At 69.8% G+C, this 16,546-nt stretch carries 15 protein-coding genes; all 15 read right to left on the reverse strand.

Annotated elements, in window-relative coordinates; translation table 11 throughout:
- Window positions 1-39: 39 nt before the first annotated feature.
- Window positions 40-1,443 (reverse strand): aminotransferase, encoded by a 1,404-nt coding sequence (locus ACK4UM_RS06930; protein WP_409797178.1) that lies wholly within the window; start codon window positions 1,441-1,443, stop codon window positions 40-42.
- A 20-nt stretch (window positions 1,444-1,463) separates the two neighbouring features.
- Entirely contained in the window at window positions 1,464-2,564 is a 1,101-nt protein-coding gene (locus tag ACK4UM_RS06935; protein ID WP_409797180.1) for an ABC transporter ATP-binding protein, read from the reverse strand.
- 23 nt (window positions 2,565-2,587) lie between these two features.
- Window positions 2,588-3,418 (reverse strand): carbohydrate ABC transporter permease, encoded by an 831-nt coding sequence (locus tag ACK4UM_RS06940; RefSeq protein ID WP_409797182.1) that lies wholly within the window; start codon window positions 3,416-3,418, stop codon window positions 2,588-2,590.
- Window positions 3,415-4,308 (reverse strand): carbohydrate ABC transporter permease, encoded by an 894-nt coding sequence (locus ACK4UM_RS06945; protein WP_409797184.1) that lies wholly within the window; start codon window positions 4,306-4,308, stop codon window positions 3,415-3,417. The genes ACK4UM_RS06940 and ACK4UM_RS06945 overlap by 4 nt, the downstream gene beginning before the upstream one ends.
- Window positions 4,309-4,405: 97 nt before the next feature.
- A complete protein-coding gene (locus tag ACK4UM_RS06950; RefSeq protein WP_409797186.1) occupies window positions 4,406-5,761 on the reverse strand; it encodes an ABC transporter substrate-binding protein in 1,356 nt (451 codons plus the stop codon).
- Between the two features lie 262 nt (window positions 5,762-6,023).
- On the reverse strand, window positions 6,024-7,193 hold the full coding sequence (locus ACK4UM_RS06955) for an NAD(P)/FAD-dependent oxidoreductase (protein WP_409797188.1): 1,170 nt from the start codon (window positions 7,191-7,193) through the stop codon (window positions 6,024-6,026).
- On the reverse strand, window positions 7,190-8,137 hold the full coding sequence (locus tag ACK4UM_RS06960) for a 3-hydroxyacyl-CoA dehydrogenase (RefSeq protein ID WP_409797189.1): 948 nt from the start codon (window positions 8,135-8,137) through the stop codon (window positions 7,190-7,192). Before ACK4UM_RS06960 ends, ACK4UM_RS06955 begins: the two co-directional genes overlap by 4 nt.
- 16 nt (window positions 8,138-8,153) lie before the next feature.
- Entirely contained in the window at window positions 8,154-9,074 is a 921-nt protein-coding gene (locus ACK4UM_RS06965; protein ID WP_409797191.1) for a polysaccharide deacetylase family protein, read from the reverse strand.
- Window positions 9,074-9,697, reverse strand: a complete 624-nt coding sequence (locus ACK4UM_RS06970) for a glutathione S-transferase family protein (RefSeq protein ID WP_409797193.1) — start codon at window positions 9,695-9,697, stop codon at window positions 9,074-9,076. Before ACK4UM_RS06970 ends, ACK4UM_RS06965 begins: the two co-directional genes overlap by 1 nt.
- A gap of 58 nt (window positions 9,698-9,755) precedes the next feature.
- On the reverse strand, window positions 9,756-11,345 hold the full coding sequence (gene gcvPB, locus ACK4UM_RS06975) for an aminomethyl-transferring glycine dehydrogenase subunit GcvPB (RefSeq protein WP_409797195.1): 1,590 nt from the start codon (window positions 11,343-11,345) through the stop codon (window positions 9,756-9,758).
- Window positions 11,345-12,754 (reverse strand): aminomethyl-transferring glycine dehydrogenase subunit GcvPA, encoded by a 1,410-nt coding sequence (gene gcvPA, locus ACK4UM_RS06980; protein ID WP_409797197.1) that lies wholly within the window; start codon window positions 12,752-12,754, stop codon window positions 11,345-11,347. Before gcvPA ends, gcvPB begins: the two co-directional genes overlap by 1 nt.
- Window positions 12,755-12,798: 44 nt before the next feature.
- Complete coding sequence (locus ACK4UM_RS06985; RefSeq protein WP_409797199.1) at window positions 12,799-13,929, reverse strand: ATP-NAD kinase family protein; 1,131 nt, start codon at window positions 13,927-13,929, stop codon at window positions 12,799-12,801.
- A gap of 93 nt (window positions 13,930-14,022) precedes the next feature.
- Window positions 14,023-14,502, reverse strand: coding sequence for a nuclear transport factor 2 family protein (locus ACK4UM_RS06990; protein WP_409797201.1), 480 nt, complete (start codon window positions 14,500-14,502; stop codon window positions 14,023-14,025).
- A gap of 23 nt (window positions 14,503-14,525) precedes the next feature.
- Window positions 14,526-15,005 carry a tripartite tricarboxylate transporter TctB family protein gene (locus tag ACK4UM_RS06995; RefSeq protein ID WP_409797203.1) on the reverse strand — a complete coding sequence of 160 codons (480 nt, stop codon included), beginning with the start codon at window positions 15,003-15,005 and terminating at the stop codon, window positions 14,526-14,528.
- Window positions 15,002-16,504, reverse strand: a complete 1,503-nt coding sequence (locus ACK4UM_RS07000; RefSeq protein WP_409797205.1) for a tripartite tricarboxylate transporter permease — start codon at window positions 16,502-16,504, stop codon at window positions 15,002-15,004. The genes ACK4UM_RS06995 and ACK4UM_RS07000 overlap by 4 nt, the downstream gene beginning before the upstream one ends.
- Window positions 16,505-16,546: the final 42 nt, after the last annotated feature.

The raw sequence follows: 16,546 nt of genomic DNA on the forward strand, positions 1-16,546 counted from the left end.
CCCTGGTCTTTCCCGATTGAGAAATCTGTCCGAACGGCCTCACGACGCCCGCGGCAGCGCCCGCTCGCGGGCGAGCTCGTCGGCCACCGCATCGAGCGCCTCACGCACGCGCCCGACGATCTCGGCGATCTCGCCGCTCGTCGCGACGAAGGGCGGCGAGAAGGCGAGCGTGTCGGAGGAGGGGAGGGCGCGGGTGATCACGCCGCGCGCGAGTGCCGCCTTGGCGACCCGCGGCGCGACCTTGAGCGCGGGAGGAAAGGGCGTCGCGGGCGTGCGCGCGGCGACGAGCTCGACCGCCGCCACCATGCCCATGCCGCGCACCTCGCCGACCAGCGGATGCCCGCCGAAGCTGTCGGCGAGCGCCGCCCGCATCTCGGCGCCACGCGTCGCCGCCGCCTCGAGCAGGCGGTCGTTCTCGATCACGTCGAGATTGGCGAGGGCGGCGGCGGCCGCGAGCGGGTGGGCGGAGTAGGTGTAGCCGTGGCCGAAGGGCCCGTTGCGCTCGCCCGCGTCCGCGATCGTGTCCCACACGCGCTGCGAGACGATGCAGCCGGACAACGGCACATAGGCCGAGGTGATGCCCTTGGCGATCGTGATCAGATCGGGCTCGATGTCGAGCGCTTCGCATCCGAACATGGTGCCGAGTCGTCCGAAGCCGCAGATCACCTCGTCGGCGATCAAGAGCACGTCGTGGCGGGTCAGCACTTCCCGGATCGCCGGGAAATAGCCCTTCGGCGGCACGATCACGCCGCCCGCGCCCTGGATCGGCTCGGCGATGAAGGCGCCCACCGTCTCGGGCCCTTCCGCGAGGATCATCGCCTCGAGATCGGCGGCGAGGCTCGCGACTAAATCGGCGTCGCTCATGCCCGGCTCGGCCTCCCACAAACGGTGCGGAGCGCGGGTGTGACGCACGAAATCGAGCGGCAGGCCGAAACCCTTGTGCAGGCCCTCGAGGCCGGTGAGGCTCGCCGAGGCGAGCGTGACTCCGTGATAGCCGCGCGCGCGGGAGATGATCTTGCGCTTGTTCGGCTTGCCGCGGGCGATGTTGTAGTACCAGACGAGCTTGACCTGGGTGTCGTTGGCGTCCGAGCCGGAATTGCCGAAGAACACCTTCGCCATTCCCTTCGGCGCGGCGCGCACGATCCGCTCGGCGAGAAGCGCCGGCGTGTCGGTGCTCATCGAGGAGAAGCCGTGGTAATAGGGCAGCGTCAGCGCCTGGCGGTGGATCGCCTCCGCGATCTCCGGCCGGCCGTAGCCGACGTTCACGCACCAGAGCCCGGCCATGCCGTCGAGATAGGTGCGGCCTTCGCTGTCCTCGAGCGTGATGCCCGAGCCCCGCACGATCATCGGGCCGCCCGAGCGCTCGTGCTCTTTGAGCGCCGTGAAGGGGTGGAAGACGTAGGCGCGGTCGAGCGCGGCGATGTCGGCGGCGGAAGGGGCCATGTCGTTGCTCCGAAACGTATTCAAGCCGCGGCGCTCGCGACCGCCCGGCCGAACTCGGCCTCGAGGCGGATTTCGCTGTCGCCGTCGAAGAGGTGCAGGCGCTCGGCGCGCAGGTCGTAGGGGACGCTCTCGCCGATCCGCAGCGCGACGTCCGGCCCTGCGCGCGTGACGAGCGAGCCGCCGGGCACGTCCAAGACGATGATCGTCTCGTAGCCGGTCGGCTCGACGAGGCGCACGCGGGCCTCGAGGGGACCGGCGCCGAGGAGCACGTCCTCGGGTCGCACGCCGAGCGCGACCCGCCGCCCGCGCGGCGCGTCCCCGCGCACGCTCACCGGCAGCGCGAGGGCGGGCGCGCGGATCTGCATGCGCGGCCCCTCGCCGACGAGCTCGCCGAACAGCACGTTCATCGAGGGCGTGCCGATGAAGCCCGCGACGAACAGGTTCGCGGGCCGGTCGTAGACCTCGCGCGGCGGGGCGTATTGCTGGAGCACGCCCTCGCGCATGACGGCGATCCTGTCGGACATGGTCATCGCTTCGAGCTGGTCGTGCGTCACGTAGACGAAGGTCTGGCCGACGGTGCGGTGCAGCTCGATCAGCTCGGCGCGCATATGGGCGCGCAGCTTCGCGTCGAGATTGGAGAGGGGCTCGTCGAGGAGGAACACCTGCGGGTTGCGCACGAGCGCTCGGCCGAGCGCGACGCGCTGCTGCTGGCCGCCCGAGAGCTGACGCGGCTTGCGGGCCAGCAGATGCTCGAGCTGCAGCGTGCGCGCGACCTGCAGCACCTTCTCCTCGCGCGCCGCGCGCGGCACGCCGTGCTTCTTGAGCGGATAGGCGATGTTCTCGCCGACGCTCATGTGCGGATAGAGCGCGTAGGACTGGAAGACCATCGCGATATCGCGCTTGCCCGGCGCGACGTCGTTGACGACGCGGTCCCCGATGGAGATCGTCCCGCTCGTCGGGAATTCGAGCCCCGCGAGCATGCGCAGCGTCGTCGTCTTGCCGCAGCCCGACGGTCCGAGCAGCGCGACGAAGGAGCCGTGGTCGATCGAGAGATCGAGCCCCTCGACGGCGACCGCCTGCCCGAACGCCTTGCGGACCTTCTCGAAGCGCACCTGCGCCATTGTGCGTCACCCTCGTTAAGGTATCAGCCCTTCACGCCCCCCGCCCCGAACCCGCGCGTCAAGTAACGCTGCAGGAAGGCGAAGATGACGATCAGGGGCAAGCTCATCATCACCGAGGCGGCCATCAGGAGAGACCACTCGATGTTGAAGGAGGACACGAGCATGTTCATCACGCCCGTGGTCAGCGGCCGCGCCGCATCGGTGTTCACCAGGACGAGCGCGAACAGATACTCGTTCCAGGAGAGAATGAAGGTGAACAGAGCGGTCGAGATGATGCCCGGCAGCGCCTGCGGCAGGATCACGTCGACGAAGGCGCCCATGCGCGAGGCGCCGTCGACGAGCGCCGCCGATTCGAGATCCTCCGGGATGCCCTGCATGAACGAGCGCAGGAGCCAGATCGCGTAGGGAAGCGAGAAGGTCGTATACGCGATCACCAGGCTGAAGATGGAGTTCGCCACGCCCACCCAGACGAGCATCAGGTAGAGCGGCAGGATCAACACGACCGACGGCAGGAGATAGGTGAACAGCACGAGCGTCGCGAGCCGCTCGCGGCCCGGATACTTGAAGCGCACCAGCGAATGCGCGCCGAGCGTCGCCACCGCGACGACGAGGAGCGTCGTCGAGAAGGCGATCGCGAGCGAATTGCGCATGTAGGTCAGAAACGGCGTGCGCTCGAGCAGCGTCCAGTAATGCTCGAAGGTGACCTGTTGCGGCCAGAAGGTCGGCGGGATGCGGAACAGCTCGAATTGCGGCTTGACCGAGGTGAGCACCATCCACACGAGGGGGAAGGCGACGAGGAAGACCAGGGTCCAGGCGAACAGGTTCCAGGCGATCCGGCGCAGGATGAAGCTCATCGTGCACTCTCCCGCTCGCGGGTGGTTCGCAGGTAGAGGAGCATGAAGACGAGCATCACGAGCATCATGGTGACGGCGACGGCGGAAGCGCGCCCCATGTCGTTGAGCCCGAACGCCTCCTTGTAGACCATCAGGGGGAGCGTCTGGGTCGAGATGATCGGCCCGCCGCCGGTCAGGAGGAAGATCAGGTCGAATTCCTTGAAGTCCCAGATCGCGCGCAAGAGGATGACGACGAGGAGAACGTCGCGCAGCTGCGGCAGCGTCACGTCGAAGAACCGTGCCACGGGTCCGGCACCGTCGATCTTCGCCGCCTCGTAGAGGTGCTCGGGGATGGTCTGGAGCCGCGCGAGCACCGCGATGACGACGAAGGGGAAGTATTTCCACGCGCCGACCAGGATGACGCTGATCATCGCGTTCGGCATCGAGCCGAGATAATCGAGCGGCATGCCGATGAGGCCGATCCACAGCATGGTGTGATTGAGGATGCCGTAGAGATCGTTGAACAGCCATCGCCAGACGAGCACCGCGACGACGGTCGAGACGAAGTACGGAAACAGGATCAGGCTGCGCGCGAGCGAGCGGAAGATCATGTTCTGGTGCAGCACGAGCGCCATCGCCACCCCGAAGACGACCTGCAGGAAGAGCGTCGAGACCGTCCAGACGACGGTGTTGAACAGCGATCGCCAGAATTCGTGGCGGCTCATCAGGTCCGCGTAGTTCGACAAGCCGACGAAGTCTCCCCGCAGGGTCGGCGTGTAAATCGTGAACAGGCTCAGATAGATCGCCGAGACGAGCGGGTAGACGATCACCAGACAGAAGATCATCACCGTCGGCGCGATCAGCAGCGCGCCGAGCATCGCGTAGCGGCGATCGAGGGCGGAGGCGTACATCGGGAGTTCCGTTTTCGGGTGGAGCCGGACGGCGTGCGCCGACCGGCTCCGGACGCGGGGGAGATCGCGGCGGGGAGAGCGCCGCCGCCGCCGATGCTCAGCCCCGCATCAGCTCTTCCAGACGCCGCGCGGTGTCGGACACGACCGCATCCATCGAATCGCCGTTCATGACGTAGCGCTGCACGGCCTCGGCGAGGACATGGCTCGCGACGATGCGGCCGGCCTGCGTGTTGGGCCGGTGCTGCGGCGATTCCCAACCGAGATTGTGCCCTGCGGCAGCCGCGGCCGACATCTTGTCCACGTCTTCGCGATACTTCTGGATGATCGGATGCGCCTGGTAGGCCTCCATCTCCGAGATGGTGCGCAGGACGGGCAGCACGTGGCCCGGCGCCGCATGCAGCTGGCGGATGTAGCCGTCCGGCTCGAACAGATGCGCGGCGAATTTCTTGGTCAATTCGAGATTCGGCGCGTTCTTCGGGATCATCACCGACGGGAAGTCGTTGAAGGTCCAGTGCGGCACGTCTTCGGAGATCGTCGGATAGAGATGCGCCGAGATGTGGTCGGCGATCGCCGGGTTCTGCGCATTGACGTTGGCGAGCACGCGGCCGGTATAGAGACCCGTCGCGGTCGCGCCGGAGACGAAGGCGGTGAGGCTGTCGCCCCAGGAATAGTTCGTCGCACCCGGCGGGCAGAACTCGCGCATCGACTTGTAGAACTCGAGCGCGTTGCGGAACTCGTCCGAATCGACCGCCACCTCGAGATCGGGCGTGAAGATCTGCCCGCCGGCGCCGTGCACGAAACAGATGAACACCAGGCTCGTCATCGAGTTCTGCGCGTAGGGCAGGGGCGCGCCGAAGATGCCGCCGCCCTGCATCTTGGCGGCCGCCTCGCGCAGCTGGTCCCAGGTCCGCGGCACGCTCTCGATGCCGGCGCGCTCCATCAGGTCGTGACGCACCCAGAGCATGTTGGCGGCCGAGTTGCCGATGCCGGTGCCGGCATATTGCCCGGGCGTGATCTCGTAGACGTCGTTCGCGCCCTCGTAGAAATTCTCCGGGCCGATCATCTCGATGACGTCGTCGAACGGTTCGAGGAGATCGTTTTCCCAGTAATTCGACACGGCGAACGACGGCAGGTGCGTCACGACGTTCGGCGCCTGGCCCGAGGCGAAGGCGGCGGCCATCTGCGCCGGATAGCCCTCGTCGGAGGTGCTCTCGAACAGCACGCGCACACCCGGATTGGCGGCCTCGAAGGTGCTGATCTGGTAGTCGTAGGCCTCGCGCTGCGCGGGCGCCGTCTGCGGCGACCACCAGCGCAGCGTCACGTCCTGCGCGCGGGCGGGCCGGATCGCCGGCGCGGCGACCGTCAGGCCGGCGGCGGCCATGCCGGTCAGGACCGTGCGCCGCGAGACGCTGGTGAGGCTGGAATTCAGGCTGTCGATCGGGGTCTTCGTCATCGTCCGCTCCAATCCCAGAGGTCGCCGGATTCGGCGTCGGCGCCGTTCCGTTTCTCGTACATTCGTGCGCATAGTGAACATCATGTGCGGGGCGAAGCAAGAGCAATCTTGCGCGAAATTGCGCAGGCTGCGTGGCTCTCGGTGGGCTTTCCGGCGTCTAGCCTCGGTACGGCAACGATTGAACGCCGTCGAGCGCCGCTCGAGGCGGGGCTGAGAAGCGTATGATTGTGCGATATCGGGGTTGTCTGCGTCCCTCGACCCGTCAACCGACGGCCGCGTTCTCACCGTCGTGCGCGAAGCGGCTCGGCGCGAATGGCGCGAGGTCGAAATACGGGCGCTCGCCGCGCAGGCTCTGCCAGGCGAGGCGCGCGACGAGAGGTCCGAGCGTGTATCCGGCGTCCCCCGGCACGGCGACGAAGAGCCCGCGCGGCCCGGCGGGGCCGATCGTGCATTGTCCGTCGCTCGTCGTGTTGATCCCCGCCCAGGTGCGGACGACCCGCGCCTGCGCGAGCCCCGGTGCGAGGCGGACCGCGAGCGCCACGTTGCCGACGAGGCTCTCGTGCCGCACGAGCGGCGGTCCCGCCTCCGCGAGCCTGGCCGGCCAGCCGCCGCCGATGACGACATGTCCGCTCGCGAGCTGCTTCAAGGTGATCATCCGCTCGGCGTGCTGGACGAGGTGGCCGACGACCGGGGCCATCGGCTCGGTGACGTTCATGTGGAGCGGCTCGGCGACCGTCGGCACGCGGCATCCGAGCGGCGCGAGAAGCGCCCCCGTCCCCGCGCCCGCCGCGACGACCACCCGCCCCGCGCGCATCGCCCCCCGATTCGTGGCGACGACGAAGCCCGCCCCGTCCGCCGCGACGCGCGAGACCCGCGTGCCCGCGCAATGCAGGGCGCCGGCCGCGCGCGCATCGGCGAGGATCGCGGCATTGGCGAGGAGCGGATTGAGCTTGCCTTCGTCGGCGCACAACTCGGCGCCGTAGGCGCTCTCGCCGAGATAGGGCGCGAGCCGCATCAGCTCCGCGCGCTCGACGAGCGCCACGTCGAGCCCGCGCGCCCGCTCGCGCCGCGCCTTGTCGGCGAGGAAGGCGAATTGCCGCTCGTTCTCGGCGATCATCAGCCCGCCGGTGCGCTTGAGCTCGAAATCCGCCTCGAGCGCCCGCTCGAGGTCGAACCACTCGCGGGTGGCGGCGAGATAGAGCGGCAGCGCCCGCTCGAGCGCGGCCGCCTGCTCGGGATAGAGGCGGATGAAGCGGCTCTGCATCTGCACGTGCAGGCTGCCGGCATTCGCGGTCGTGCCGGCCAACGTTCCGTCGTCGAGGATCGCGACCTCGGCCCCGTCCCGCGCGAGGAGACGGGCGAGGCACAGACCGACGATGCCGCCGCCGACGATCGCCGTCCCGATCCGCGCGGGGAGCGCCTGATCGCTCACGACGAAGCGCCCCGGCGGCGCGCCGCGAGCGCGCGCATGAGCCCGACGTCGCGCGCGCGAACCCCGTCCTCCCAGCGCTCGATCGGCAGCGCCGCGCGGCGCTCGGCCTCGACGCGGGCGACGAGATCCTCCGACCAGGGGTCGTTCTGGCCGCGCTCGGCGCCCATGCGCGCGTAAGCGGGTCCCATCCGCGCGGCGTGAGCCCGGATGCCGCCGCGCGTGTTCAGATCCGCGGTCTCGAAGGGCCCTATGACCGACCAGCGCAGGCCGAGCCCGTCGCGCACGAGCGCGTCGATGTCGGCGACCCCGATCACGCCGTCGCGCACGAGACAATAGGCTTCGCGCAGGAGCGCGCCCTGGAGCCGGTTGAAGACGAAGCCCTCCACCTCGCGCGCGACCCGCACCGGCGTCATCCCGCAGCGCGCGAACAGGTCGGCCGTGCGATCGGCGATCGCCGGATCGGTGAAGGGCGCGGGCACGATCTCGACGACCGGCACGAGGTAGGGCGGGTTGCCGGGATGCGCGACGAGGCAGCGCGCGCGCTGCCCCTCCGGCAGTTGCCCGGCGAAGCGGCTCGCGCCGATCGCGGAGGACGAGGAGGCGAGGACGGCGTCGGACGGCGCGAGCGCGAGAATCTCGCGCGCGAGATCGCGCTTGAGCGCCTCGTTTTCGGGCGCGCATTCCTGCACGTGACGCGCGCTCGCCAGCGCCCCTGCGAGATCGTCGGCGACCCGCACGCGCGCGCGGATCGCGGCCTCGTCGCCCTCTAGGAGGCCGTGGGCGGACAGGTCGTCGAGCCGCTCGGCGATCTCGGCATCGACCCGGGCGCGGCGCGCGGGATCGGGGTCGCTCACGACGACGCGCTCGCCCGCGCGCGCGAACACGATCGCGAAGGCGACGCCGATCGAGCCCGCGCCGACGATGGTGATGGTGCGATCCTGCATGGTCTCTCTCGACGGGTCAGACGGCGTGATCGCGCGCATAGGCCGCGACCTCGGCATGGGTCGCGAACCAGACGTCGCCCTTGGCCTTCGCGTGGCGGAGGATCTCCTCGAGGATGAAGATCCGCGAACGGTAGCCGATCACGAAGGGGTGCATCACGAGCTGGAAGACGGAGCCCTCCGCGTAGGCGGCGTCGAATTCGCGCAGGAAGATGTCGAGCACCGCGGCGGGGGGCGTGTAGGGGCGCGTCGCGGGATTGCGGTTGAAGAGGAGGTAGACGGCGTCGTCGCGCAGCCACTCGACCGGCACCTCGACGAGGCCCGTTTCCACGCCGTCGAGGAGGAGCTCGTAGGGCTCCTCGTCGGCCATCATCGAGCTGTCGTAGAGGAGGCCCATTTCGGCCGCGATCGCGATCGTGTTGCGGCTGAGATCCCAGTTCGCCGAGCGCAGGCCCACCGGATCGGTGCCGCTCGTCGCGCGCAGGACGTCGCGGGCGCGCTCGGTCAGGGCGCGCTCGTCTTCATAGCCGAGCTTCGAATTGTTCTCGTGAATGAAGCCGTGGATGCCGATCTCGTGGCCATGCGCCGCGATCCGGCGCGGCTCGTCTGGGTCGATGAGGGCCGCGACGGCGGGCACGAAGAAGGTCGCGCGCGCGTCGTAGCGGTGCAGCACGTCCAGGATGCGCGGGACGCCGACGCGGCGGCCGAACTCGCCCCAGGCGAGCCGCCCCATCGCGCGTCCGCCCTGTCCCATCTCGAAGGTCTCGTGGTCGCAATCGAAGGAGAGCGCGACCGCGCATCTCTTGCCCTGCCACGAGGGCGGCCGCAGCCGCCGCCCCGCGCGCACCCGGCCGACGAGCCCGCGCCATTCCGCCTCCGGCCAGGCATGGGGCGGGACTTCTTGGGGAGGAACTCCCTCCGGCGCGCGCCCGTCCGCCATCACAGATCGCCCCGCAGGCGCAGCATCGCGCGATAGCCCGGCCGCTGCGTCGCCGCCTGCCAGAACGCGGCGATCGCGGGGAACGGTCCGAGCGCGGCCGGCCACGCGCGCAGATAGAACAGCACGCAAGCGACGTTGAGGTCGGCGACGGTGAAGCGCCCGCCGACGAGATGCCCGCCGCCCGCCGCGAGCGCGTCCTCCAGCGCCGCGAGCGGACGCGCGAGGGCGGCGAGCGCGGCATCGCGCGCCTGAGGATCGCGCGTCTCGGGCGGGCGGTTGTGGGTGTGGACGAGGACCTCGTGCGCGTTCGGCTCGAGCTCGGTCGCCGCAAAGAGCGTCCACATCGTGGCGAGCGAATCCTCCGCGAGGTCGCGCGGCGCGAGCGGGCCGCCGACCTTCTTCGCCAGGTGGAGGTTGATCGCGAGCGATTCGGACAGGACGAGCCCGTCGTCGTCGATCGTCGGCACCCGGCCGATCGGATTGAGCGCCCGGAAGGCGGGGGCGCGGGTGCCCTCGTCGGAGATCGGCGTCGGCTCGTGCGTGTAGGGGACGCCGAGCTCCTCGGCCATCCAGAGCACGCGCGACGTGCGCGTGCGCGCGATCCCGTAGATCGTCAGGGTCATGAGAAAGGCACCTCGCGAAGGAGCCCGCGCGGCCGTGATCCGGCCGCGCGGGTGGCTTTCATTCGCCGGCGGCGCGCGCGGGAGCGGCCTGCGCGTCGTCGCTCTGCGCCCTCTTGCGCAGATAGGCCCGCCAGGTCGTCGCCCAGCGCGCGGGATCGTCGAGCGCGGCGCCGTCGATCGCGTGGATCGCGGCGTTGTGCGGGGCTGCGCGGACGTGGTCCGGGTTCTCGTGGGCCTCGCGCGCGATCTCGGCGACGACGTCGATCCAGGTGTCGATGTCCTCCTTCGACCACATCTCGCCGGCCTCCGGCGTGAAGGGCTCGGGGACGAGCCAGGGCTCGTGGGCGAGCCAGGGGGCGTCGACGCCGAAGTCCGTCATGCGCGCGGAGAGTTCGGCGACGCCGATCCCGGTCGCCTCCTTGAGCTTCTCGAGCGAGTAGCGCGTCATCTCGAGGCGGTACTCGTTCAGATGCGGGTGGGATTTCGTCACGCCCGGGATGGCGAGGAGGCGCTTTTCCATGTAATTGTTGGCGAGTACCGAGATGTCGGAGGCCTGCTGGATGCCCTCCTCGCCCATCGCCCGCGCCCACGCATAGGCGCGCATGACGATGTTCAGATTGCCGAAGAACTCGCGCACCTTGCCGACGCTCGCCTCGCGGTCGTAATCGAGATCGTAGAGGCCGGTCGCCTCGTCCTTGACGACGATCGGTTTGGGCAGGAAGGGCGCGAGCTCGGCCGAGCAGCCATAGGCGCCGGTCGCCGGGCCGCCGCCGCCCTTCGGCCCGCCGAAGGTCTTGTGCAGCATGAACATGCAGGCGTCGAAGCCGAGATCGCGGGCGCGGATCTTCGACATCACGCCGTTGAAGTTCGCGTGGTCGTAGAAGGCGAGCGCCCCGGCCTCCTTGGTCAGCCGCACCCATTCCTTTATCTGCGGGTTGTAGATGCCCATGTCGTCGGGATTGTTGAGCATCACCGCAGCCGTGCGGTCCGAGAGGGCGGCCTTCAAGGCGTCGATCGAGGGATAGCCGTTCTCCTCGAGCATCAGGGTGACCACCTCGAACCCGGCTGCGGCGGCGGTGGCCGGGTTGCAGGGATGGGCCTGGATCGTGGTGACGATCTGGTTGCGCTGGCCGAGCTCGCCGCGCGCGGCGAAATAGCCGCGCGTCACGCAGGTCTGCGTATAGGCCGCATGCGCGCCGCCGGCGGCCTGGAAGACGAACTGGTCCATGCCCGAGAGCTGGCGCAGGATCAGGTCGAACTCGTGCACGATCTCGAGGATGCCCTGCAATGTGCGCGGGTCCTGATAGGGATGCAGCTCCGCCATCTGCGGCCTGAGCGCGATCTGCTCGGACAGGCGCGGATTGTACTTCATCGTGCAGGTGCCGAACAGGCTGATATTCATCATGCCGAGCACCTCCTGCGACAGGTGGAGGTAGTGCCGCAGGACGTCGGGCTCGGTCATTTCCGGCAGAGCGGGCGGGGTGCGCCGGCGCATGGCGGCCGGGATCAGGCTCTCGGCGGCGCCGACGGTCGCGGCGACGTCCGGCTCGGCGGCGGGAAACACGGCGCCGCGGCGGCCGGGCACGCCGAGCTCCATCACGACGGGCTCGTTCCAGCGGGCCTGGCGGTATTCACGGGGCTTCGTCATCACGCGAGCACCTCCTCGAGTGCCTCGACCAGCCGGTCGATGTCGTCCTTGGTGTGTACTTCCGTCACGCAATAGAGCGCGGCCCGGCCGAGCGCGGGGAAATCGCCCGAGATGTCCTTGCCGCCGAAGATCTTCTTCTGCCGCAGGCGCTCGTTGATCTGCGCGACGGACTTGCCCGTGCCGTCGAAGCGCACGACGAATTCCTTGAAGAACCCGTCGGCGAAGGCGATCTCGACGCCCGGCAGCGCCGCGATCCGGCGCGCGGCGTAACGCGCGCGCTGCACGATCAGCTCGCCGATCTCGCGGAAGCCTTCCGGTCCCATGAGGCTCATGTAGACGGCGCTCGCGATCGCGGTGAGGTAGACCGAGTTGCCGGTCCAGTCCTTGCCGTCCTCGCGCAGGCCGTAGGACGATTGATGCGCGAGGCACAGGCCGAAGCCGAGCTCGCCGGGCACCGAGGTCTGCGTGACCGAGATGTTGAGCGTCGGGTACTCGCGCGCATACACCTCCTCGTCGCGCGAGGCGATGAAGCCGCCCGCGCCGCCGCCGCAATTCATGTGCGCGCCGAGCGTCTGGATCGTGCCGACCACGATCTCCGCGCCGTACTCGGAGGGCGGCGCGAGGATGCCGAGCGAGATCGGATCGACGCCGACGATGGTGATCGCGCCCTTCGCGCGCGCCGCCGCGGCGAGGGCGGCGGGCTCTGCCTCGATCGTGCCGAAGAAGGAGGGCACCTCCATGTAGATCGCCGCGACCGCATCGGTCAGCTTGGCTTCGAGGTCGGCGCGGTCGACGAGACCGGTGCGCGGGTCGAAGCCGACGGTCTCCACCGCGATGTGGCTCTTCGTCTCGACGGGCTCGCAATATTGGCGGATGACCGCGAGGCGCTCGGGATCGGTCGAGCCCGCGACGAGCACCTTGCGGCGGCCCGTGATCCGCGAGGCCATGCGGATCGCGTTGCCCGCCGCGCAGCCCCAGGAATAGACGGGCAGGCCGACGAATTCCATGCCGACGAGCTCGCCGAGCTGCGAGGCGAACTCGAACCAAACCTGGTTGCGGCCGTGGTCCGACATCGCCGTGCCCCACACCGAGGTGAGGAACTCGCTGCGCCCGGCGATCTCGTCGACGATCGCGGGCACGTTGTGCTGATAGATGCCCGCGCCGAGAAAGCTCAGATTCTCCTCGCAGCTCTCGTTCTTTGCGAGCGTGCGCAGGAGGTGGCGGCGCAGCTCGACCTCGGAGGGGAGCGCCGGCGGCAGGTCGAAGCGGCCGCGGAAACGGTGATCCTCGGGGATCTGGGCGAAGAGCTGCTCGATCGAATTGGCGCCGATGGCCGCGAGCATCGCGTTCTGGGCCTCGGGGACCGAGTTCGGCATGTAGGGATGCGGCCTCGCGATGTCCTGTGTCACGCTCCTGTCCTCCTCCTTGTCTGGAGCGCGTCGCTCGAGCCCGCTCAGGCGGCGACGCGCATCATTGTCGACTGGCCCGGCGCGGTGCGCACGGGCATGTATCCGGACAATTTCCGGTCGAGATCCGCGTCGCCCGTATCGACCCGCAAGCAGGGCGGATCGAGGCCGACGAGCTTGGCGAGTCCGGTGACGACGACGATGTTCTGCCGCCCCACCCGCCGGATCACCTCCGCCGAGAATTGCTGGTTGCCACGTCCGAAGACGAAGCCCTGGCCTCCCGTGACGCCCGTCACGATGGTCGCCGGGACGCCGTCGCCGAGGAGCCGCAGAAGACGCTCCTCCCCGACGTCGAGCGCGATCGGGCGGCCGTCGAGGACGACGTCGATGCCCAGAAGCGTGCCCGGAAAGCCGAGCCGGCGCTTGATGCGCGCGATGCTGGTGCCGCAGCCGAGCAGGTAGAGCCGGCGCGGTTCCATGTTGCGCACGATCTCGCCCGCGAGCGCGTCGAGCGCCTCCTCGTCGCTCGCCCGCGCGGAGGCCTTGCCCGCCTGCAGGAGCGCGCGCTCGAAGGGCACCCGCGCATAGCCGTGCAGGCGCGCGGAGACGGCGCCGGCGCGAAGCGCCGCCTCGTCGATGTCCATCACCTCGGCTTCCGCGAAGCGCAACCGAGGGTCGCCCTCGACCAGAAGGCGGGCGAGATTGCCGGCCGCCTCCGGGCTCGTCGCGAACACGGCCGAGTGCATCTTCACGCCCGTCGGGATGCCGAGGAGAGGCACCCGCGTTTCGAGCGCGTCGAAGACGTCGCGCGCCGTGCCGTCGCCTCCGGCGAAGAGGACGAGATCGACGCCCGCCTCGGCGAGCGCGGCCGCCGCGGCGCGGGTGTCGGCGGGGCCGCTCGCGTCCTCCTCGGCGGGAATGGGGAGGATATCGGCGTCGAGCCCGGCCTCGCGGCAGGCCCCTTCGCCCATCGCGCCCCGGCAGGCGAGGAGGCGCATCCGGTCGGCGAGGGGCGCGAGCCTGGCGAGCGCGCGCGCGGCCCGCGCCTGCGATTCCGGCACGGCGCCGAGCGCGCGGGCGCGGGCGAGCGCCTCGGGGCCGTCGGTACCCTTGAGGCCGACGCGGCCGCCCATTCCGGCGATCGGATTGACCACGAGGCCGATGCTGCGCCGTTTCACGAAACCCCTCTCCGATTTGTTCGCACTGCGAACATATGTTTTACGCAGCGCGAGAATATCCGATCCTGTCGCGGACGCAAGCCGCGAACGCGCTCAGGCGCGGCCGATCGGATGCATGCGCGCGCGGTGGAAGTCCTTCGTGCCCGCCGCCGCGAGCCGCAGCTCGGCGATCTTCCAGGCGCCGTCGATCCGCACGAAGCGATGGTGGTATTGCGCCCACAATTCGCCGTCGGGAGCGCCGCCGCGATAGCGGTGCCAGGCGTAGAGGAGGCAGGTCGAACGCGCGGCGTCCGGCCCCTCGCGGGCGATGCGGATATTCGACACGTGATGGCTCGTCGCGGCGAAGATCTCCGCGAGCCCGCGCGCGACCGCGGCCCGGATCGCCGCCCGCCCGCGGATCTCGGGCACGTCCGGCCCGTAATCGACGCGGGCGCCGTCCGCGAACAGATCCGCCAGCGCATCCGGCTCGTTGCGGTCGAAATGCCAGCAATAAGCGTGGATCGCGTCGGCGATCGCCGCGCGGTCCTCGAGATCGGCGATGCGGGCGGCGAGATCGGGCGTGGCGTCGGTCACGGGGGAGCCTCCACTAAAGAGCCTCAGAACAGGAGCGGGCGGCCGACGAGGATCGGCGCGACACGCGTGAACATCAGGTAGAAGCCGCCCGCGAGGAGGAGGCACAGGCCGAGGATCGGCAGCGCGGAGCGTCGCGGCTGCGGCGAGAGCGCGATCATCGCGAGAGCCAGGAAGGCGAGCGTGCCGACATAGAGCCCCACATGGCGGACGGCGTAGAAGAAGCCGATCCCCCACAGAGCGGTCGCCGCGACGGCGAGGAGATGCGCGGGCTCGGGCTTGGCGGGCGCGCTGCCGCGGCGCAGGCCTGCGAGCGCGACATAGGCGCCCGCGCAGAGCATCGTCGCATAGGCGAGGAGCGGCACCAGCCAGGCGCCGCCGCCGGGGCTGCGGCGCCAGGTGCCGAGATGGACGTGCGCGATGCCCAGGAGCGCGATTCCCACGAGCGCGACGCCGAGCGCGATCGCGCGGCCGTCCCGGCCAGTTCGTTGCGGTGTGCCGCTCATTTGCGTGTCGCCCAGACGAAGAGGAGCATGATCGCCGCGCCGCCGGCATAGATCGACAGCGCGAGCGGGCTCTGGAACAGGTAGATCCACTCGTTCTGCCCGAGCATGAGGCTCTGCCGCAGCGCGCGCTCGAGACCGGGCCCCAGGATGAAGCCGAGCGCGAGCGGCGGGATCGGCATGCCCACGAGCCGCATCAGGACGCCGAACACGCCCGCGATCACCAGCATCCAGACGTCCGCGATGGAATTCGAGGTGGCGTATGTGCCCAGGATCGCGAGGCCGAGCACGACCGGCAGCACGTAGCGCGGCTGCAGCATCGAGATGCGGGCGTAGTAGGGCAGGAGGAGCTTGCTCGTGCCGAGATTGATCAGGCTCGAATAGAGAAGCAGCATGAAGATCGCGTACATCACGACCATGTTGTTCTCGATCATGGTCGGCCCGGGCGAGATCCCCTGCATGACGAGCGCCGCGCCGATCAGCGCCGCGCTGCCCGATCCGGGGATGCCGAAGGCGAAGAGCGGGATCAGCGTCGCGCCCGCGGTCGCGCTGTTGCCGGCTTCCGGCGCGGCGACGCCCTCGAGCGAGCCCCGCCCGAAGCGCTCCGGCTTCGAGGACACGCGCTGCGCGAGGCCGTAGCTCAGAAAGCCCGCGAGCGTCGCCCCCGCGCCCGGCAGCGCGCCGATGAAGGTGCCGGTGGCGCTGCCGAGCAGAACCGACTTCCAGAGCCGCGCGAAGGTGCGCGGCCGGAGCCGATCGGCGGCGCGATCGTAGCCCTCCGGCTCGTCGGGGACGCCGCCCGCCGCGGCGCGCGCCCGCGCGGCGAAGGTCCGCCCGACCTGGAGCATGATCTCGGAGAGCGCGAATAGGCCGATCAGGAGTGGCACGAGGCCGATGCCGGCGACGAGCTCCTGGATGCCGAAGGTGAAGCGCGCGCTGCCGCTGAACGGATCGCGCCCGACCATCGAGAGGAGAACCCCGATCGCGGCTGCCGCGAAGCCGCGCGCGACCCGCCCCGTGTCGAGGGAGGCGATCACCACGATCGAGACGATGTAGAGCGCGAAGAACTCCCGCGGGCCGAATTGCAGGGCGAACAGGGCGAGGGGCGTGGCGATGAAGATCAGGACGGCGACGCCGAACAGGTCTCCCGCGACGGATGCGTAGAGCGCCGTGTGCAGCGCCGTGTTCGGCAGCCCCGCCTTCTTGGCGGGATAGCCGTCGAGGATCGTCGCGGCGGCGCCGGGCGTCCCGGGCACGCCGAACATGATCGCCGAAACCGAGCCGCCGAACAGGCCGCCCTTGTAGATCCCCATCAGCATGCCGATCGCCGGCGCGGTGTCCATGTTGAAGACGAAGGGCAGGAGGACCGCCATCGCCATGTCGCCGGAGATCCCCGGAATCGCGCCGACGGTCACCCCGAGGAGGACACCGAGGAGCACGGCGAGGAGGACCTCGGCGGAAAAGGCGATCTGCGCCGCTGCTGCGAGCGTGTCGAGGAGCACGATGCGACCCTGTCGAGACTGGAAGAAGCGTCTTGCGGGCGC

This window comes from Salinarimonas sp. (genome assembly GCF_046292825.1).
GTDB lineage: Bacteria > Pseudomonadota > Alphaproteobacteria > Rhizobiales > Beijerinckiaceae > Salinarimonas.